A 20,674-nucleotide genomic window follows, 5' to 3' on the forward strand; every position below is an offset into this window, starting at 1 on the left:
AATAGAAATCTACTATAATGGAATTGTCAGAAAGTAAATATTTTGACAATCATTTTGTAAAGGGGCTGTAAATTGCAATTACTCAGTTGCTTTTCACCCAAGTCGTCCGCTAGTCTAGCCAAGAGATATCATGATGAAGGAGTGGTTACTTATGAAACCAACTACTGATCGGATGCTAACTCGAATAAAAGACATGTATATGTTCATCCGGGATAATGGAACAGTTACAACACAAGACTTAGTCAATGAATTCGGCATCACTCCTCGCACGATTCAACGAGATTTGAATGTGCTTGCTTTTAATGACCTAGTCATTAGTCCTACAAGAGGCAAATGGACCACGACGAACAAACGAGTTAAATTGACATCTTAGATACGAACAATATGAAAAGAATGACCATGCTCAGGATTTAAGCGAGGTCATTCTTTTGCTGTATTTGTTCTAACTCTACTTCAGTTAATTCTCTGTATGCGCCTTCTACAAGAGAACTGTCTAACAATAACGTTCCCATTGAAAGCCTTTTTAAATAAACTACTTTTTTCCCCACCGATTCAAACATTCTTTTTACTTGATGAAATTTACCTTCTGTAATGGATAATTCTATTTCAGAAATAGGACCACTTTTTAAAATTTTTAGTAGGCCAGGCTTTGTATGATAGCCATCTTCCAAAACCACACCTTCGGAAAAGGCTGCAATATCCGATTCATCTACTGCACCTTCCACTTTAGCATAATACACTTTTGGTACATCCTTATTCGGTGAAAGAAGTCGATGTGTTAATGCACCGTCATTTGTCAATAAAAGAAGTCCAACTGTATCCTTATCTAATCTTCCTACTGGATATGGTTCAAAATGGCGAACATCATCCTCTAATAAATCTATAACTGTTTGATCCCTAGAATCCTCGGTCGCAGAAATTACTCCAGGTGGTTTATTCATCATTAAATAGATGAACTCTTTATATTTAACTAATTCACCGTAAACCGTCACTCTATCCTTTAACTCATTCACGTGCATGGAGCTGTCTTTTACAACAGCCTCATTTACTTGAATAGCTTTAGATTTGACCAATATTTTTACTTCTTTCCTTGTACCATATCCCATATGAGATAGAAATTTATCTAATCGCATTTTATTCTCCTAAAAACCAATTTTTTTCGTAAAACGGGTAAGTCTATCCCCAAATAGTTTTTGAGCAAGGCCCAATCGCAAAGTAACAAAAGCATAAAATACTGCTCCAATACCTGCACAAACGATTATTGCAAGTAACCCTTCTAGCTTGGTATCAATGGACATTAACTGTCCAAATCCTAATTTCACTATAAACACAAGTATTAGCATTGCTGCATTCACTATTAATATAAGCATAATTCTACGAATGACCATATTCGATTTATAATGTAGCGTTTTGTGTATAGCAAACATATTCAATCCAATTGCCACTATATAACCGCAGGCTGTAGCTATAATTGCACCATCTGTTTCGAACGCTTTAATAAGCGGCGTATTTAGAACTAGCTTCGTCAGTATTCCAAGCAATAAGTTTAGTATTATTAACTTTTGTCGATCAATTCCTTGCAATATAGAAGTAGTTACAGGATACAACGCAAATAAAATTGCAACTGGAGCGTAATGTGCAAGCACTGTTGCGCCTGTTTCACTCGCTTCATAAAACACTAAGTAAAACTCATCAGCTAACACAGAAATCCCCATGGCTGCAGGTACCGTTAAAAATAACAATATTTGGAAAGATTGGTCCAATGCTTTACGAACCTGCACAAAGTCTTGTTTTGCATAATAACTAGTGATCAAAGGGATCAACGTCATACTGAATCCAGTTGCTAACATAACCGGAATCATCACAAGCTTATGGGTACTGTAATTCAACATACCTAATAATGTGTTAGATATATCCCCACTTATCCCAATTATAGACATCGCACTATTAAACGTAATCATATCGATAAATTGGAACAAGGGATTAATAACCCCTACAAGCGCAAAAGGTACCGTATAAATTAACATTTCTTTATAAATGTTTGTTAACGACACATCTGAACTAACTTTACCTGAAGTAGTTAACAAATTGTTAAACTCCGGCTTCAGTTTTCTCCAATACCAAAGTAAAACTACCAATCCCGCAATTGCCCCTAAAAACGCTGCAAATACAGCAAAGGAAACTGCAGTCTTCTCTGTACCGTTAAATATGTATACAACAAAGAAACCACCGACTAGTACAAAAAGAATTCGAACAATCTGTTCCCACAATTGAGAAACTGCCGTAGGTGTCATATGTTGATAGCCTTGGAAAAATCCTCTTACTAAGCTCATTATTGGAACAACAATTACAGCAAAGCTCACAAATTTTATCACAGACGCTACATCATTTACTGAAAATACTGCTTCATCATCTTTAATAATTAGATGAGCAATAGGATCAGCAAGGAAAAAAAGGATTAAAAAGCCTAAGAATCCTGTCACTGTCATGAGTAGCATACTCGACTTCACTAGCTTTCTGCCAGTTGCATAATCTCCTAGCGAATTATATTTAGATACAAACTTCGAAACGGCAACTGGGACTCCAGAAACTGCAATTGCTAGCATAATGGAATAAGGAGTATAAGCGTATTGATAAAGGGCAATATACTCTTCCCCCACTATTTGGTAAAAAGGTATTACATAAAGAACACCTAGTATTCTTGATAATAAGAGACCGACCGTTAGGATCATTGTCCCTTTCAATAAATTCGATGCCATCTAACCCGTCCATTCTTATCATATTCGCCTCGGTGAATAAGTGCCCAGATTTTTCTCGAACTTGCTTGAGAAATTCATCTAAAAATCTGTGGCATCCGCCAGAGGCCTTAACTTTATTAAGCAGGGGTTTGTAGACACCACTTAGTTGAATACATATCTTGCATTCACCTCACCACTTATAAAAGCGGGATAATTCTGCTCCTGCGCAAGCTCGTCGCAATAAAACATTTGCTTAATGAAGTTAAAATGTCTATCTTACAGTTTACAACTGTCTAAACAAAACCACAATCATGTATAATAAAGAAAAAACTGAAAGTGTGAATTTATTATGTATGACGTTATTGTAATTGGTGGGGGTCCCTCGGGATTAATGGCCGCTGCAGCTGCTGGTGCAGAAAACAAGAGAGTACTACTTATCGAAAAAGGCAACAAGCTAGGGAAAAAGCTCGCTATATCAGGTGGCGGGCGTTGTAATGTTACTAATAGGCTACCTCAAGAAGAAATCGTAAAAAATATCCCTGGAAATGGACGATTTTTATTTAGCCCATTTTCTGTTTTTAATAATGAAGATATAATCGAGTTTTTTGAAAATCTTGGCGTTCCTTTAAAAGAAGAAGATCATGGAAGAATGTTCCCAGTATCAAATAAGGCTATGGATGTAGTAAATGCCCTACTAGATGAATTAAAAAGATTAAAAGTAGAAATTAAGTTAAATTCAGTCGTTTCCAAATTATTGATGAATGATGAAAAAGTAATTGGTGTTAGACTAGCTTCCGGTGAAGAAATTATTTCAGGTGCTATCGTCGTAGCGGTCGGTGGTAAAGCAGTTCCTCAAACCGGCTCAACTGGGGACGGTTATCCATGGGCTGAAAAAGCTGGACATACTGTAACAGACTTATATCCAACAGAGGTACCTTTATTGTCCAATGAGGCATTTATCAAATCGAAAGAGCTTCAAGGACTTGCACTTCGTGGTGCTGGTGTTTCTGTGTTAAATAAAAAAGGAAAGCCAATTATTACGCATGAAATGGATATGTTGTTTACCCACTTCGGCTTAAGTGGCCCTGCCGTCTTAAGATGCAGTCAATTCGTTGTAAAGGAACAAAAGAAAAATGGCGGACAACCTGTTGCTGTTCGAATTGACAGTCTTCCAGAACAAAATGAAGAACAAACTTTCCAAATGCTACTATCTTCTATAAAAGAAGATCCTAAAAAAGCAGTAAAAAATGTGTGGAAAGGGATTGTACCTGAAAGATGGCTATTATTTTTACTTCAACGTACTGGCATTCAAGAAAGTGAAGATGGCCAAAATCTGGCACATGAAAAGATTCGAGCACTTGCACATGAGTTCAAGCAATTTAATGTCTTTGTTTATGGTACACAACCTTTAGAAAAAGCTTTTGTTACTGGTGGGGGCGTATCCATCAAGGAAATAGAACCTAAAACTATGGCTTCGAAGAAAAAGGCAGGACTATATTTTTGTGGAGAAATATTGGATATCCATGGCTACACAGGTGGCTACAATATCACCTCTGCCCTTGTAACAGGAAAAATTGCTGGGATGAGTGCCGCTAAATCGATTGAATTTTAAAATAATTTATAATACAATAAACTATAACAAGCGATAAGGAAGAATAGTAGCTTTATGAATTGCTCTAGAGAGCTGACGGCGGGTGCAAGTCAGTGCAGGAATAAAGTGAATGGGCTTCTTAGCTCCAAGACCGAACATTTAGTGTTAGTAGGTTTTGGCGTTCGTCTACGTTATAGGACTCGCAACTGTTTGGTTGCAATAAGTGGATTACAATAGTAATCAATAAAGGTGGCACCACGGCTCTCCGTCCTTTTCGATGGAGGGCCTTTTTGTGTTTAGTCGAGTTGAGATTAGTTGAGAGAAGGAGAGCTGAGTAATGACAGTTGAGACGAGAAGATATCAAATGAAAGTGATTCAAGGAGATATGATGACCCCTATTTCCATTTATCATTCATTAAAAGGCAAGAAAAAAATGTTATTTGAATCCTCTGCAAAGCATGAGGAAAGCGGAAGATATTCCTTTATCGCGGTGGATCCCATCGCTGAACTAACTGGTGACCAGCATGGATATTCGTTGTCGTTTGAAAACGGAGTAAACGAACAAGAGAAAATATCAGTAATAGAAAAACTTAAAAAGATGATGCCCATTCATCGGGATCCGTATCCATTTTCGTTCTTTGGAGGAGCTATTGGTTATTTTGGCTATGAAACTGCCTTTTATAATGAAGAAATAGGAGTTCCATTAAACGACGAATTAGAAATGCCAGATGTACACGTCATGTTTTACGATACCTTTATTATTTTCGATCATCTTAAACAAACTGTTTCCATTGCCGCTATCGATTTATTTCAAAATGGACGTTCTGAAAATGCGATGACTAACTCGATTGAAAAAATTTTCTCCGAGCTTCAGCAAGGACCGAGAATTCCTGACAGTACGGAGCCTAAGCTCGCTTTTCAACCGCAAATTCAAGAAAAAGACTTTACGGATATGGTGGAAAAAGCAAAGGAACATATTTTAAGAGGCGACATATTTCAGGTTGTACTATCTCAGCGTTTTACCTCTCCCTTTAGCGGAGACCCTTTCTCATTGTATCGACAGCTTCGTACTTCCAATCCATCTCCTTATATGTTCTATATGGACTTTGAAGCCTATACTATTTTAGGAACATCTCCCGAAAGCTTAGTAAAGGTGAAAAATGGATTAGTGACAACGAACCCTATAGCAGGAACAAAGCCCCGTGGAAAAAATGCTGAGGAGGATGCTCGAATTGCAAATGAGCTATTGAAAGATGAAAAAGAAATCGCAGAGCATCGGATGCTTGTTGATTTAGGACGCAATGACATTGGTCGAATTGCAAAAATCGGAACTGTTCAAGTCGAGAAATATATGAAAGTTGAGTACTACAAATATGTCATGCATATCGTGTCAGAAGTTACTGGCCAATTGAAAAAAGATGCACATGTCCTGGATGTGTTAACTACTTGTCTACCAGCGGGAACTGTTTCTGGAGCACCGAAAATTAGAGCAATGCAGATTGTCAATAACTTAGAGCCTATGAAACGAGGGGTTTACGCGGGGGCGGTTGGCTATATTTCCGTTACTGGTAATATGGATTTAGCACTTGCAATTCGAACAATGGTTGTAAAGGATCATCATTCCCATGTTCAAGCTGGAGCCGGTATTGTACATGATTCTATTCCAATAAGTGAATATGAGGAAACGATCCATAAAGCTAAGGCCCTTTTGGAGGTGCAACGATGATTTTATTAATCGATAACTACGATTCCTTTACGTATAATTTATATCAGCAAATAAGCATTCTTGGCAAAGAAGTAAAAGTTGTTCGTAATGATGCTATTACTATAAGTGAAATAGAAGATTTGAATCCAGAAGCGATTATTATTTCTCCTGGACCAGGCACTCCTGCTGATGCAGGTATTTCTATTGATATCATTCAGAAGTTATTTAAAAAATATCCGATATTAGGAATCTGTCTTGGTCATCAATCAATCGGAGCAGCTTTTGGGGCAAAAATTGTGCAGGCAAAAACGATTATGCACGGCAAAATATCAACCTTATCCTATCGTAGTCAAGCCTTATTCGAATCTTTTGATGCACCAATTTCCGTCATGCGATACCATTCGCTTGTAATAGAAGAAGAATCATTAATAGATCAACTGGAGATTCTTGCTAGAGCGGAGGATGACAATGAAATAATGGCTATCAAACATGTTAACTACCCTCTTTATGGTCTTCAATTTCATCCAGAATCTATTGGGACAGAGCAAGGTAATCGTTTGATGCAGTCATTTATCGAAACCCTTGAAAGAAATTATGTAAAATAAGATAAACCGGAGCTCCTAGTATCTGTCTAGGAGCTTTTTAGGTGGAATAACCAAAAACAGGAAAAAGCTGCTTATCCCCATGTAAGGAAAAGCAGCTTTACTTCCCTCTTTAAATGTAACCTTTTAAAAAGGGATACTAGGCTAATTTTAACATCTTACATGCTTGCGCTTAAAACCAATTTTTCCTTTATCTACTTCTTTTTGAATACTTTCGTAAGCATTTAGGAAACTGCTTTTTTTATTGTCTCGTTTGACTTCAACTATTCCTATTTCCATTGCGGTCTCGACTACCTTTTCATGTAGTGGCAAATAGGAAGTTCCCACTGTGTATAGAAAATTATTCATAGCGGATTTTGCTCGTTCTGGCGATTCATGAATATTATTTTTTACCATATCAAGCATATTAGAGATCTTGGTTTCCGAAAATTCAATATCTTTTCGATTTCCCAAAAGCCAACAGTAACAACTCCAACCCGCTGATATTCTCAGCTCTTCACCACTTGCAATCCATTTATCAGCAACTTCTTGAGCAATATTTGACTCTGATAATGTTACAGCGACTACATAATCGGATAGCATATAAAAATACGCAGAATCCATCCAACGGTCATAATCCGACTCCGTCATTGCTATCGGGTCTGCAATAATGCCAGCAAAGTACATTGCATCGTAGTTCCCTGTGGCATATAACTCATCAGCTAAATGCTGATTTATTTTTATTTTCTTTACGATTGGCTTCATAGCACCTGTTGCCACGCCAAAAAGCGGCTCATGAGCACCATTAGATATGTATATTTTTTTAGTTCGTTCCTTACCAAGGGCTTCAAGCTCTTGCATAACCACCTCTAAATTCATCTCTTAGCACTTCCTTCTTTTTCGATTTTCCTAGATTTTTTGCCCATTCAAACAGTACTATATCATTTTAATACTATTTACCCTTGAAAGTAGGACTCAATTCACTCCATACATCAAACACATTTCCATCTAAATCGTGGAAAACAAAATTGTTGCCTGGATGCCCACGATCTTCAATTACCCCAACACGTACTCCCTTTTCCTTAAGAAAGTCATGAAACTCTATTAATTGTTCTATACCATCAACTTCAAAAGTCATTGAAAAATGTTCCTGTTCATAGCTATCCAAAAATCCAGTTTGCTCCCCTATTTTAGCCTTGACAAGAAAAAAGCTTTGGTCAGCAAATTCTAGAATTGCTTTATCCGTATTGCTAAAGTTTTCAATAGCCCCAAGTATTTCCTGATACCATATTGAAGATTTCTCAGGATCTACAACAGGTATGTATGTAGTCCCCACTCTTTTAATAAATGCACTCATTGCTTAAACTCCTCCCGTTTTATAATTCTCTTAGAAGGTTACAATTCCCCATCTATTTCCATAATATCATTTTTCAAACTTACAAGACACGATTCAAAATACGAAAGGATAAGGTCCTTTCTTAAACCATTAAATAATTTCAGAAAAATCCAAACTTTGCTGGTTCGGGAATCGTTTAATATATATCGAAAGGAGTTGTGGTTTTGTTAAATATTCATGACTTAAAAGAATTAATGTTTCAATATACAGAACACTTAATACGTTTGGCATACTACGTGAAGGACCTCCAAGCGGCCGAAGACATTGTCCAGGAAGTATTCATCAAATTTTATCATAATCAGAATAATTATGAAGAACGTGGTGAGTTAAAAGCTTTTTTAACAAAGATGACTATTAATAAAAGCAAAGATTATTTAAAAAGCTGGGCATATAGAAAAGTCCAACTACAAAACAAACTCTTTTCACCTGCTGGAAAAAGAAATACAGACGAATTAGTTAGAAAAGACGAGCAAGCAATTATTGGAGAAGCAATACTTGAATTATCCTTAAAACAGAGAGAAGTTCTGATTTATTTCTATTTCAACGAAATGACCATTTCTGAAATTGCACATATTTTATCCATTCCAGAAAGTACAGTAAAAACTCGATTAAGGCGTAGTAAAGAACTTTTAAGAAATCGACTGAAAGGAATAGAATGGGAGGCGCTTTTAAATGAATAATTATATACCTAATGAAGTGAAAGATTTAACAGCTAGTAAACAACGTGTTATGCAAAACGTAGTAAAAGAGTTAGAAAATACTTCAAGAAGATCAAAACATAAATGGCGATTTGTAGTGATCTCCGCTGTTTTAACAATAAGTGCAATACTCTTTGTCTTCAACGAAATATTATTGGAAAATGAACAACAGTCTGCAACCGAAATACAATTGGATTTTACCAAACCTACATTCTCTGAAGAACAAGGATTATTACATCTTCATGGTGTAACGTTAGGTGACTCACAATCTAAAGTAATAGAACGCTTAGGTGAAAATTATACAATAGATGATCACGAGGATGGCAGTGTGGCAGACTTCATATTGGATTATGATGGTATCGCAAGATTCTATTTTTATCAAGACAAATTAGAAACAATAATATTCATGAAAGTAGATAAAATTTACTTTGATAAATTATTTAAAGCATATGATGGTTTTAAATTTCTTACTTCGACGACGGACAACGATCGTTATATTTACTCGACAGAGACTGGCCAGCTACTAAAAGCTACAATCATTCCTAACGGAGATCTTTACTTATATCTAATGAATGGTGGCAAGGACCTCTTAGAAAATCCGGACTTCCCAAAAATAGAACAGATTTTAGATTAGTTTTAATCATACTTTCACTAAACATCCAACAAAAAATCATCTCCCCCTAAGAAAAGATAGAGGCGAGATGATTTTTTAATTAATCTTATTTCTAAAACTTCTTTTCAAAGCTACATTAAATTACGATATTGACCATTTTACCTGGAATCGCAATAATTTTCTTCACTTCTTGCCCTTCCAACCATTGTTGTACTTGTTCAGAAGCAAGAGCTAATGCTTCAAGTTCTTCTTTTGTTGCATCTTTTGCAACATGTAATTTTGCACGAACTTTTCCTTTAATTTGAACAGGAATTTCTACTTCATTGTCTACTAACTTAGACTCGTCGAAAGTTGGCCATGCTTCATACACGATTGTATTGTCATGTCCAAGAATACTCCATAGTTCTTCTGCAATATGCGGTACGATTGGAGAAATCAGCTTCACAAATCCTTCTACATATTCTTTTGAAATTTGCTCTGCTTTATAACCTTCATTGATAAATACCATCATTTGAGAAATGGCAGTATTATAATGCATTGCTTCAAAGTCTTCCGTTACTTTTTTAACCGTTTGGTGATACGCTTTTTCCATATTATCAGATGAATTGTTTGTTACTTTAGGGCTCAATTTACCGTCTTCGTCAACAAGTAAACGCCAAATACGATCTAGGAATCGTCTTGAGCCATCTAACCCATTCGTTGACCACGGTTTCGAAGAGTCAAGTGGTCCCATGAACATTTCATAAAGTCGAAGTGAATCGGCACCATGACTTTTTACGATATCATCAGGGTTTACTACATTCCCTTTCGATTTAGACATTTTCTCGTTACCTTCACCTAGAATCATTCCTTGGTTAAATAACTTTTGGAATGGCTCTTTCGTTGTAACAACACCAATATCATAAAGGAATTTATGCCAGAAGCGTGCGTACAATAAATGAAGTACTGCATGCTCTGCTCCACCTACATAAATGTCAACTGGAAGCCAACGTTTTGCTAGTTCTGGATCAACAAGCGCCTCGTCATTATTTGGATCAATATAACGAAGGTAATACCAGCAACTACCTGCCCACTGAGGCATTGTATTTGTTTCACGACGACCTTTTTTACCCGTAACTGGATCTACAACATTTACCCACTCTGTAATATTTGCTAGTGGTGATTCACCTGTTCCACTCGGTTTAATATCCGTAGTTACTGGAAGCATTAATGGTAACTCAGATTCTTCTACAGGTGTAGAAGTGCCGTCTTCCCAATGGATAATCGGAATTGGCTCGCCCCAATAACGTTGACGACTGAACAACCAATCACGTAGACGATACGTAATTTTCTTCTCACCTTTACCGTTTGCTTCAAACCATTCAATCGCTTTTGAAATGGCTTCTTGTTTATTTAAGCCATTCAAAAATTCAGAGTTAACAAGCGTACCGTCTGCTGTGTAAGCTTCTTTTGCGATATCCCCACCAGCTACTACTTCCACGATTGGCAAATCAAATTGTTTTGCGAACTCATAGTCACGCTCATCATGCGCAGGAACTGCCATAATTGCTCCTGTACCGTATGAAGCTAACACATAATCTGCAATCCAAATCGGCATTTTTTCACCACTTACAGGGTTAACCGCATAAGCACCTGTAAATACACCTGTTTTGTGTTTTGCAAGATCTGTACGTTCTAGGTCACTTTTTAATATTACTTGATCTTTATAAGCTTGCACTGCTTCCGCTTGTTCAGCAGTTGTAATTGTATCCACAAGCTTATGCTCAGGTGCTAATACCGCATAAGTTGCACCAAAAATAGTGTCTGGGCGTGTTGTAAATGCACGGAATGATTCATTTGTACCGTCTACATCAAAAGTAATCTCTGCACCTTCTGAACGTCCAATCCAGTTACGTTGCATTTCTTTTAAGCTATCTGGCCAGTCAAGATCATCTAAATCTTCTAAAAGTCTATCTGCATAGGCAGTTATACGAAGCACCCATTGACGCATTGGACGACGTTCTACTGGATGTCCCCCACGCTCTGACACACCATCGATTACTTCTTCATTAGCCAATACAGTACCTAATGCAGGGCACCAGTTTACTGGCACTTCATCTACGTATGCAAGACCTTTTTTGTACAGTTGGATGAAAATCCATTGTGTCCATTTATAATAAGAAGGATCTGTTGTGTTAACTTCTCTATCCCAGTCAAATGAAAATCCTAAATCCGTCATTTGACGTTTAAATGTAGCAATATTTTTCGCAGTAAATTCTGCTGGATCATTTCCTGTATCGATTGCATATTGCTCCGCTGGAAGTCCAAATGCATCCCATCCCATTGGATGAAGTACGTTGTAGCCTTGTTTACGTTTAAATGCACTTAAAATATCCGTTGCGATATACCCTAGTGGATGCCCTACGTGTAAACCTACTCCTGAAGGATAAGGGAACATATCCAACGCATAAAATTTTGGTTTGGATGGATCATCTGTCATTTTATAAGTCTTGTTTTCCTGCCAATACTTTTGCCACTTTTTTTCAATTGCTTCATGATTAAAGCTCATCGTAACTCCTCCTCAAAATAAAAAAACTCGCCCCTTAAAAAACTAAGGGACGAGAGATATACTCACGCGGTACCACCCAAATTAGTGAAAACTCACTCAACTTGATTCCTTAACGCGGAAAACGGAATAAGCTACTATAATCGTTCACTTATTCAGACTCAAAGGTGAGTTCAATAATTCGTTACGCTAACTTCCACCAACCGTTAGCTCTCTTTGGAAACGAGGTTTATCTACTGATCCTTATCTCAGTCGACTTCTATTAGTTTTATAATAATGGATTCCGGAATAAAATACAAGTTGATGTTAAATTGCTACATTTTCTCGAACATCTTCAATAATAAGTTCAGCTTCCGTAGCATTGATAATATCTTGTATAGAATAACCCTCGAATACCTCTTTTAATTCAAGTCCATTTTCTGTTACTTCTATCATTGCCCGTTCTGTAATTATTTTATTCACAACAGCTTTACCTGTTAAAGGTAATTCACATTGTTTTTTAATCTTGGGAGAACCGTCCTTTGCACAATGATCCATAATGACAATAATTTTCTTAGCACCATGCACTAGGTCCATGGCTCCACCCATTCCCTTAATCATCTTTCCAGGGATCATCCAGTTAGCAAGATCACCTTTTTCGGATACTTCCATCGCACCTAAAATGGCTACGTCGACATGTCCTCCACGAATCATGGCAAATGACTCGGCACTATTGAAAAAAGCAGAACCCGGAATAGTAGTCACCGTTTCCTTACCCGCATTAATAAGATCAGGGTCTACCTCTTGCTCGGTCGGATATGGTCCAATACCAAGCAAACCATTTTCAGATTGTAAAACGACCGTTTTATCTGGAGAGATGAAATTCGCTACTAAAGTTGGAATTCCAATTCCTAGGTTTACGTAGTTTCCATTTTCGATTTCTTTTTCTGCTCTTCTTGCAATTTTTTCACGTGTATTCAATCGAAACTCCTCCTTAAGAACGTGTCGTTAAACGTTCGATTCTTTTTTCCTGTTGCGCTTGGAATAGCCCTTGAACATAAATGCTCGGTGTATGTATTTGTGCTGGATTTAGATCGCCTGTTTCCACAATTTCTTCCACTTCCGCAATTGTAATTTTACCTGCTGCCGCCATCATTGGATTGAAGTTTTGCGCCGTCATATTATAAATTAGATTCCCAAATTTGTCCGCCTTAGCTGCGCGTATGAAAGAATAATCAGCTCGCAATTCCTCTTCCAGCACATATTCCTTACCATCGTAAACACGTACTTCTTTACCTTCTGCCACTATGGTACCTACACCAGCGGGAGTAAAGAAAGCTGGAATTCCTGCACCACCTGCGCGGATTTTTTCTGCTAGTGTTCCTTGTGGTGTCAATTCCACCTCTATCTCACCAGATATTACTTGTCTTTCAAATTCTTTATTTTCCCCAACATATGAACCTATCATTTTCTTTATTTGTTTATTTTTAAGTAGAAGTCCTAGACCCCATTCATCCACACCACAATTGTTGGAGATAACCGTTAAGTCCTTCACACCTTTATCGACTAATGCTAATATTAGCTGCTCTGGAATTCCAACAAGTCCAAAGCCTCCAACCATTAATGTCATTCCATCTTGCACTCCTGCAACAGCTTCTTTTGCTGAATTGTAAATAGGTTTCATGCTCCCAATCCCCTTCCATTTGTAAGCTCGGTACATTATTATTTTCTCAAATATCCGATAACTTAGCAAACTATTTTCATAGATCATTAAATAGATGAATTCTTACTCTCTATCCAGTGATATTTAATAAAACGCACCGATTATTAAATCGGGCGTTTAAAAGACAATCTCTTAAAATAAGTAATGAAATTTATCCCGCATTAACGGGCAGTAAGACTCGCACTTAAATGCATTACCCAAGCACCAAAGCGTCTGCCAGAGATAACTGCCCGTAAAAGCCCGATTGCTTCAACTAACAATCAGTGAGGGATGAAGATAACCCTCCATGATTGAAGTTTCACTTTATTGAGTCGTGTAACCACCGTCCAAGACAACTGCTTGCCCTGTCATCCCTTTAGCTGCATCACTCGCTAAAAACAAAGTCAAATCCGCAATTTCCTTTACATCTAATAATCTTTTCTGTGGAACTAAAGGATATAAAACTTCTTCTAAGACTGATTCAACTGGAACATTACGTACTTTTGCTAAATCCTTAAACTGGTTTCGAACTAGTGGAGTGTCCACATATCCTGGACACACAGCATTCACTGTAATCCCTTCAGCTGCGGTCTCCAGTGCTGCTACTTTTGTTAGACCTATTACACCATGTTTTGCTGAATTGTATGCGGCTTTTCCTGCAAAACCAACTAAACCATTTATAGAAGCCATATTAATAATTCTACCAAATCCATTCTTCCGCATATGCGGAAGAACGTGTTTGGTTGCTACAAACGGAGCTGTTAGCATTATTTTTATCAATAGTTCAAAGCGTTCAGTTGGAAAATCTTCTAGCATTGCAACATGCTGCATTCCAGCATTATTAATCAGTACATCAATCCTTCCGTACTCTTTTACGGTTAAATTAATGGAGTTAATAATATCTTCTTCATTTGTTACATCACATCTAATACCAAGTACATCATTACCTAACGTTGTTGCAGCATTCTTTACCTTCTCTTCATCAATATCTGTCAAAACTACCTTCGCGCCAGCTTTATAAAATTCCTTAGCAATCTCAAAGCCTATGCCCCCGGCTGCTCCAGTAATAAGAAGTACTCTATCTTTAACCATTAATTTACCTCCAAAAAAAGTATCTAGCTATTCACAGGAATACTAAATTCCTAAATTAAATGAAAAGAGAATAATTGCTAGTATTACACCTAGTGCTGGTACTACCACTGTTGTCGCTGCAACTGGCCAATATGCTGCACTATGTTTTTCACCGCAGATTGATTGAATAGTAGTTACGACGTACCCATTATGTGGCAATGAATCGAGAGCACCAGAAGAAATTGAAACCACCCTGTGTAGTGCCTCAGGATTTACACCCATATCCATATAATGTGGTGCTAACAAAGGTAAAGCGATTGTCTGCCCACCTGATGAAGACCCAGTCATCCCAGCAATTACTGAAACTGCAATAGCAGCTCCGATTAATGGGGAACCAGGGATATTCGTCATTGCTTCTACTGCAGTTGTAAATGCTGGTACATTTTTTGCAACTCCACCAAAACCTACTACTGCTGCTGTATTACCAATTGCAATTATTGCACCGACTGTACCTGCTGAAAATGCTTCCCAGAAATTTTTAGAATATTTCCTTCCAACAATGTAAGTAGCAATTACACCACCAAGTAAAGCGATTATTAGAGCTGATTGAGCAAGTTTATCGTGGAAAATGTATGAAATTACTAATACCACTAGTAATGGGACCATTGCTAAGAAAGGATTTGGTAAATTTCTTGTCGTATCGAATGTTGGATCCGTTTCACGATCTACAAATCTTTCCCCTTTATTTACAGCTTTCTGGATTATACGCTTTAGCCACCAGTAACCAAATGTTGCCATGAACACTGCTACGATAATACTTACTTCCCAACCTGCGTATGCATTCGTGCCTAAGAATTGAATTGGGATCCAGTTTTGAATTTCAGGTGACCCCGCAGATGTCATTGTAAACGTAACAGATCCTAGTGCTAATGTTGCTGGTATAAAACGACGTGGTAAGTCCGCTTGTTTGAATAGTGAGATGGCCATTGGATAAACAGAGAACGCAACAACGAAAAGACTTACTCCACCATACGTAAGAACCGCACATGCAAGTACAATAGCAAGCACTGCAAACTTCATTCCCAATTTATCAACAATCCATTTGGACACTGAATCTGCGGCTCCGCTATCCTCCATAACTTTACCGAATACAGCTCCCAGTAAGAACATCAAATACCAAGAAGCGATAAACCCAGTAAACCCTGACATATAACTAGTCACAAAGTCAGCTTCATCTTTACCCGCAAGCTGAGAGAATAATGGCATTCCACTAGTCACAGCTACTAAAAGTGCCGATATAGGACCAGCTATTAGTATATTTACCCCTTTCATGGTCAAAACAATTAATAAGGCTAAGCCGCCTATAAGACCGATCATACTTAATACTTCCATTTACAAATCCCCCTATTATTTAAAATCGTATTAGAATACCAAGCTATCTTTTTGTGGCAACAGTTTATCAAAGTGATAGAAATATATAACAGAAGCTAGTAATAAATTAATATAGTTAGGGCAGAAACCATCCTCTTTAATAAATTTTAGTTACCACTTTAAGTTTTTTAGTATTAAAATATCCAATAATCTAATTCTCTGCAGAAGAAATAGATTTCTTTAATTTGATTACCCAGACAGATAAAAGCGCTTTCATAAGTTATTAAAACATAATCAAAATTTTCAATCAACAGTAATTGTGACGAAATTGTAAACTACACATTCATCATAAATCCGATTTTTCGGATTTATATACCATTAAATTAAATAATATAAAGGATTTATTCAAAATAAAAAAATCCGAATTTTTGGATTGGTGTCCAGAAATTCGGATTTAGGTCATAAGTTGTATTTTTTAATTTTTTCGTACAATGTCGATCTACTAAGGCCAAGTTGCTTTGCAATCCTTATTTTATCTGATTCTTCCTCTAAGCAAGATTGGAGCACTTTCTTTTCTACTTCTGCTAATATGTCCTCCAGTGTACCAGTAGTTTGGAAAGAAGGTACATTACTTAGTTTTATCTGTGAAGGAAGGGCTGATGGCAAAATAATATCGTTTTCAGCTAAGAAAACAGCTGCTTGCAAAATATTTTGTAATTCCCTTACATTTCCTGGCCAGTGATAGGACTGAAGTATTTCCCTCGTTTTAGTTGCTAAAGTGACATGTCTGCGACCAGCCTGGAGTATAAATTTTTGGAGAAAATAGTTGAGTAAATCTACAAGATCTTCCATTCGTTCTCTTAAAGGTGGAATGGATAGAGTTATTGCTTGTAAACGGTAATATAAATCCGCACGGAATTTCTTCTCCTCAATTAGCTGTGAAAGAGCAACATTTGATGAAACAACAATTCGAACATTTACTTTGTCACTGCTCTCCGAATTCAGTGGAGTAATTTCTTCTTCCTGCATCGCTCTTAAAAGCTTTGCTTGAAGTGTAAGAGGAAGTGCACTAATTTCATCTATATAGAGAGTTCCTTTATCTGCTTGTTTATATCGGCCGTTTCGTAAGGTTCCGTTATTATGATCTAGTACTCCAAATATTTCTTTCTCAAGCAACTCTGGTGGTATTGCAGCACAATTTACTTTGACAAAAGGGTAATCAGAGCGTTCTGAAAGCTGATGAATACTATGAGCGAACATATCTTTTCCTGTTCCACTTTCTCCTTCAATTAATACTGGAAGGTCACTTGGTGCAATTATTTCAATTGTTTCTTTTATTTTTCGAATAGCTGGAGAAGTACCTTTTATATCTCCTAATCTGTACTCGATGTAACTATTATCTTCTACATTTAACTGAATTCTTTCCATTGTGTTTCGAACATGAGAACTTAACTTTTTCCAATCAGACATATCGCGAAAAATGACACTACCAAAAGCACCAACAATCTTACCATCAACAAAAAGAGGTACACGATTCGCAAGCATATAAGTGCCTTTTATATAATGGGGAGAAGCATTATCGGGTACCCCTGACTTAATAACTTCATGCATTTTGGTATTTTCAATTATTTCTGCAACAGGCCTTCCTATCGCTTCCTCACGCTTTACTTCAAGAAATCTACAATAATCCTCATTAATATAAAGAATTTTCGCATCTGCATCTACTACAACAAACCATTGAAAAGCATTTTCTAAAATTTCGGCAAGAACAGAGGTTGATAAGTTTTTTTGAAAATTCTCCAAATCAAATCACATCCTTCTCAGGTGCTACTTTCTTAAGTGGTCGATCGTATAAAAGGGTAGGAACTATTGCTAATGCTATAAGCAATGTGAAAACATAGAACATTGCTTGTATACCATAAACATCAACCAAGATTCCACCGGCAAACGGACCAATCATTCTTCCAATAGTAGCCATGCTGTTCACAATCCCCTGATAAAATCCTTCTCTCCCTTTTGGTGCCAACTGGTTAGCTAATGTAGGTACCGCTGGCCAAATGAATATTTCTCCAAGTGTCAGGACAACCATTGCAACAATAAACATTGTATAATCTTCCGCATAAGAAACGACAACAAAAGATCCCATAAATATGACAATACCTATAATCATCTGCGTTTTTATCCTGTGCTCCAGCCTATTAATAATTGGTTTGATAAGCGGTTGCGCGACTAATATTAGAGCACCGTTTATCGTCCATAGTAAGCTATATTGTTTTAATGTTATTCCTAAATCCAGCACATGTGTAGAGATGGTGGAAGTCCACTGTACATAAGCAACCCAAGTAAGCATGTATCCAATAGAGACAATCATCATTGCATAAAATGGTGCTTTCTGTTTTATTTTTTTAGAATTTTTCATGATAGATACATTTATATTAGGAGTCACTGACATTTTGCGGTAATAGATTCCTGCAACCAATAGAAATAATATATAAGTCAACAAATTTGCTAGAAAAATATTATTAATATTATGATCAGCAACTAAGCCTGCAACAGCGGGACCAATAGCCACTCCTAAGTTTTGAGCCAAATAAATTGCATTAAAAGCTTTTCTTCCACCCTCCGGCCAAACACTTCCAACTAACGCATACATGCTCGGAAAAATTATTCCACCACTAAAACCAAGAATAGCAACAAACCATATATATTCTGGCCATCCATGCCAAAACGTTAAGAGCAATAGTGAAATCATTGACAATATAATTCCGAACATAATAGATTTATATCCACCTATTTTGTCAAATAAATAACCACCAAGTAGATTACCAATAACTCCGGTTCCAGCATTAATCATTAGCACGAAACCTGCCATCGTTAGCGTTTGTCCTAGATGGTCATGCATATATATTGTATGTAATGGCCATAAAAAAGAATTTCCCATTGTATTGATAAACATTCCAATTATTAAAAACCATACTGCTTTAGGCAATTTAAACCCCTCATTTCTATTGCACTCAGAATATTGTATTCCTTTTCAAATAGCACTTCAAGAAGATTAAAACAAACTTATCAAAGTCATGTTAAAATAATCCTGTTAAGGAGTGAAGAATATGAATGAAAATAATTTTCCATTCCCATCTGATGGGAAACGGTACTATACATGGAATCGCTATTTAAGAGATATATTTGGTATAAAAATTTTTAAAGTAGCATTAGATGCTGGTTTTGATTGTCCTAATAGAGATGGAACAGTAGCATTTGGAGGTTGTACTTTTTGTAGTGTAGCCGGAAGTGGTGATTTTGCTGGGGATAAGGTAGATCCTATTCCAGTTCAATTTGAAAAAATCAAGACGAATATGCATGAAAAATGGAAAAACGGAAAATACATTGCCTATTTTCAGGCTTATACGAATACACACGCCCCCCTCCCTGTTTTAAAGGAGAAATTTGAAGCGGCACTAGCATTAGAAGGTGTTATAGGACTTTCCATTGCGACCAGACCTGATTGTTTGCCCGATGATGTGGTCGAATATTTAGCTGAACTTAACAAACGTACTTTTTTATGGATAGAGCTTGGTCTTCAAACAGTGCATGAGCGCACAGCTAATTTGGTAAATAGGGCTCACGATTATCCTTCCTATATAGAAGGTGTGAACAAATTAAGGAAGCATGAAATCCCTATATGTACGCATATTATAAATGGTCTACCACTAGAAAATCGGGAAATGATGATGGAAACTGCACGAGAAGTGGCCAAGCTAGACGTTCAAGGGATTAAAATTCATTTACTTCATTTATTAAAAGGAACACCAATGGTTAAACAATACGAAAAAGGCATGCTTGATTTCATGGATCGAGATTCCTATATCCAGCTTGTTGCAGATCAGCTTGAAATTCTACCTCCTGAGATGGTCGTACAACGTATAACTGGAGATGGTCCAATTGACTTAATGATCGGACCAATGTGGAGTGTAAATAAATGGGATGTATTAAATGGAATAGATGCAGAGCTTGCTTCAAGAGAGAGTTACCAAGGAAAATATTACGTAAAAAGTGGTGTAAGCAAATGAAATTAAAACGAATTTTACCCTTTGCAAGAGAATTGCTAATGTCTACAGTCGAACCGGGAGATATAGTTGTGGATGCAACAGCAGGAAATGGACATGACACTTTGTTTTTAACAGAACTTGTTGGTGAGCATGGACATGTGTATGCTTTTGATGTTCAAGCAGAAGCCATCCAAGCAACTACCAAAAGATTAGAAGAAGCAAACAAATTAGAAATAACTACATTAATTCAAGATGGACATGAAAACCTGCACCTTTATATTCAGCAAGAAGTTTCAGCGGGAATATTCAATTTGGGCTACTTGCCTGGAAGTAATCATGAAATTATTACAACAGGAGCTTCTACTAAGCAGGCAATTGAATCATTACTACAATTACTTAAAGTAGGAGGAATAGTTGTCCTAGTTGTTTACCATGGTCATCAGGGTGGTAAACAAGAAAAGGATTCCATTCTCCGTTACGTACAGAGTTTATCACAATCCTTCTTCCATGTATTAAGCTATCAATTCCTTAACCAACAAAATGATCCTCCCTTTATCATCGCAATTGAAAAGATGAAAGATCAAAAATAACTGTATATTTAGCGTGAGCAAGGGAATTATAAGGAATAAAAAGGA

At 36.9% G+C, this 20,674-nt stretch carries 19 protein-coding genes and 2 other annotated features; of the genes, 8 read left to right on the plus strand and 11 right to left on the minus strand.

Translation table 11 applies throughout. The features are described from left to right. The first annotated feature begins 151 nt into the window (after window positions 1–151). Window positions 152–373 carry a DeoR family transcriptional regulator gene (locus KD050_RS03765; RefSeq protein WP_211894923.1) on the plus strand — a complete coding sequence of 74 codons (222 nt, stop codon included), beginning with the start codon at window positions 152–154 and terminating at the stop codon, window positions 371–373. 37 nt (window positions 374–410) lie between these two features. Here KD050_RS03765 and KD050_RS03770 read toward each other — a convergent pair whose 3' ends face one another. Beyond that, on the minus strand, window positions 411–1,133 hold the full coding sequence (locus tag KD050_RS03770) for a pseudouridine synthase (protein WP_211894924.1): 723 nt from the start codon (window positions 1,131–1,133) through the stop codon (window positions 411–413). Window positions 1,134–1,142: 9 nt separating this feature from the next. Next, the gene (locus tag KD050_RS03775; protein ID WP_211894925.1) at window positions 1,143–2,759 is read right to left on the minus strand and encodes a putative polysaccharide biosynthesis protein; all 1,617 of its coding nucleotides are present in this window, start codon (window positions 2,757–2,759) and stop codon (window positions 1,143–1,145) included. Window positions 2,760–3,087: 328 nt separating this feature from the next. Between KD050_RS03775 and KD050_RS03780 the strand changes: the two genes are divergently transcribed. The 3 genes from KD050_RS03780 to KD050_RS03790 all read left to right on the plus strand — a co-directional run bounded on the left by KD050_RS03780 (window position 3,088) and on the right by KD050_RS03790 (window position 6,639). Continuing rightward, the gene (locus tag KD050_RS03780; protein ID WP_211894926.1) at window positions 3,088–4,350 is read left to right on the plus strand and encodes a BaiN/RdsA family NAD(P)/FAD-dependent oxidoreductase; all 1,263 of its coding nucleotides are present in this window, start codon (window positions 3,088–3,090) and stop codon (window positions 4,348–4,350) included. A 24-nt stretch (window positions 4,351–4,374) separates the two neighbouring features. Continuing rightward, window positions 4,375–4,605: a binding site (T-box leader), on the plus strand. A gap of 61 nt (window positions 4,606–4,666) precedes the next feature. Further along, window positions 4,667–6,055 (plus strand): anthranilate synthase component I, encoded by a 1,389-nt coding sequence (gene trpE / locus KD050_RS03785; protein ID WP_211894927.1) that lies wholly within the window; start codon window positions 4,667–4,669, stop codon window positions 6,053–6,055. Further along, window positions 6,052–6,639 carry an anthranilate synthase component II gene (locus KD050_RS03790; protein WP_211894928.1) on the plus strand — a complete coding sequence of 196 codons (588 nt, stop codon included), beginning with the start codon at window positions 6,052–6,054 and terminating at the stop codon, window positions 6,637–6,639. The genes trpE and KD050_RS03790 overlap by 4 nt, the downstream gene beginning before the upstream one ends. A gap of 147 nt (window positions 6,640–6,786) precedes the next feature. On the opposite strand, the gene KD050_RS03795 is transcribed toward KD050_RS03790, so the two are convergent. Continuing rightward, on the minus strand, window positions 6,787–7,494 hold the full coding sequence (locus tag KD050_RS03795; protein WP_211894929.1) for a DNA alkylation repair protein: 708 nt from the start codon (window positions 7,492–7,494) through the stop codon (window positions 6,787–6,789). A 73-nt stretch (window positions 7,495–7,567) separates the two neighbouring features. Then, window positions 7,568–7,972 (minus strand): VOC family protein, encoded by a 405-nt coding sequence (locus KD050_RS03800; RefSeq protein ID WP_211894930.1) that lies wholly within the window; start codon window positions 7,970–7,972, stop codon window positions 7,568–7,570. 197 nt (window positions 7,973–8,169) lie between these two features. On the opposite strand from KD050_RS03800, the gene KD050_RS03805 reads away from it, so the two are divergent. Both KD050_RS03805 and KD050_RS03810 read left to right on the plus strand, forming a co-directional pair. Further along, window positions 8,170–8,691: a sigma-70 family RNA polymerase sigma factor gene (locus KD050_RS03805; protein WP_235753912.1), complete on the plus strand. Its 522-nt coding sequence runs from the start codon at window positions 8,170–8,172 to the stop codon at window positions 8,689–8,691. Beyond that, on the plus strand, window positions 8,684–9,343 hold the full coding sequence (locus tag KD050_RS03810) for a hypothetical protein (protein ID WP_211894931.1): 660 nt from the start codon (window positions 8,684–8,686) through the stop codon (window positions 9,341–9,343). The genes KD050_RS03805 and KD050_RS03810 overlap by 8 nt, the downstream gene beginning before the upstream one ends. Window positions 9,344–9,458: 115 nt before the next feature. On the opposite strand, the gene leuS is transcribed toward KD050_RS03810, so the two are convergent. From leuS to KD050_RS03845, 7 genes are all read right to left on the minus strand, one after another. Further along, a complete protein-coding gene (leuS, locus tag KD050_RS03815; protein ID WP_211894932.1) occupies window positions 9,459–11,870 on the minus strand; it encodes a leucine--tRNA ligase in 2,412 nt (803 codons plus the stop codon). Window positions 11,871–11,912: 42 nt separating this feature from the next. Further along, window positions 11,913–12,126: a binding site (T-box leader), on the minus strand. A 47-nt stretch (window positions 12,127–12,173) separates the two neighbouring features. Continuing rightward, window positions 12,174–12,827 (minus strand): 3-oxoacid CoA-transferase subunit B, encoded by a 654-nt coding sequence (locus KD050_RS03820; RefSeq protein WP_211894933.1) that lies wholly within the window; start codon window positions 12,825–12,827, stop codon window positions 12,174–12,176. A gap of 13 nt (window positions 12,828–12,840) precedes the next feature. Next, a complete protein-coding gene (locus KD050_RS03825; protein ID WP_211894934.1) occupies window positions 12,841–13,530 on the minus strand; it encodes a CoA transferase subunit A in 690 nt (229 codons plus the stop codon). A gap of 342 nt (window positions 13,531–13,872) precedes the next feature. Then, window positions 13,873–14,640, minus strand: coding sequence for a 3-hydroxybutyrate dehydrogenase (locus KD050_RS03830; RefSeq protein ID WP_211894935.1), 768 nt, complete (start codon window positions 14,638–14,640; stop codon window positions 13,873–13,875). A 42-nt stretch (window positions 14,641–14,682) separates the two neighbouring features. Then, window positions 14,683–16,011: a GntP family permease gene (locus tag KD050_RS03835; protein WP_211894936.1), complete on the minus strand. Its 1,329-nt coding sequence runs from the start codon at window positions 16,009–16,011 to the stop codon at window positions 14,683–14,685. 438 nt (window positions 16,012–16,449) lie between these two features. Then, window positions 16,450–17,793, minus strand: a complete 1,344-nt coding sequence (locus KD050_RS03840; RefSeq protein ID WP_211894937.1) for a sigma-54 interaction domain-containing protein — start codon at window positions 17,791–17,793, stop codon at window positions 16,450–16,452. 1 nt (window position 17,794) lies between these two features. Next, complete coding sequence (locus tag KD050_RS03845) at window positions 17,795–18,979, minus strand: MDR family MFS transporter (protein ID WP_211894938.1); 1,185 nt, start codon at window positions 18,977–18,979, stop codon at window positions 17,795–17,797. A 121-nt stretch (window positions 18,980–19,100) separates the two neighbouring features. Here KD050_RS03845 and KD050_RS03850 point away from each other — a divergent pair, with 121 nt between their 5' ends. Both KD050_RS03850 and KD050_RS03855 read left to right on the plus strand, forming a co-directional pair. Beyond that, on the plus strand, window positions 19,101–20,060 hold the full coding sequence (locus KD050_RS03850; protein ID WP_211894939.1) for a tRNA modification radical SAM protein MnmL/YtqA: 960 nt from the start codon (window positions 19,101–19,103) through the stop codon (window positions 20,058–20,060). Then, on the plus strand, window positions 20,057–20,629 hold the full coding sequence (locus tag KD050_RS03855; protein ID WP_211894940.1) for a tRNA 5-(aminomethyl)-2-thiouridylate-methyltransferase MnmM: 573 nt from the start codon (window positions 20,057–20,059) through the stop codon (window positions 20,627–20,629). Before KD050_RS03850 ends, KD050_RS03855 begins: the two co-directional genes overlap by 4 nt. Window positions 20,630–20,674: the final 45 nt, after the last annotated feature.

It is taken from the genome of Psychrobacillus sp. INOP01 (genome assembly GCF_018140925.1).
GTDB lineage: Bacteria > Bacillota > Bacilli > Bacillales_A > Planococcaceae > Psychrobacillus.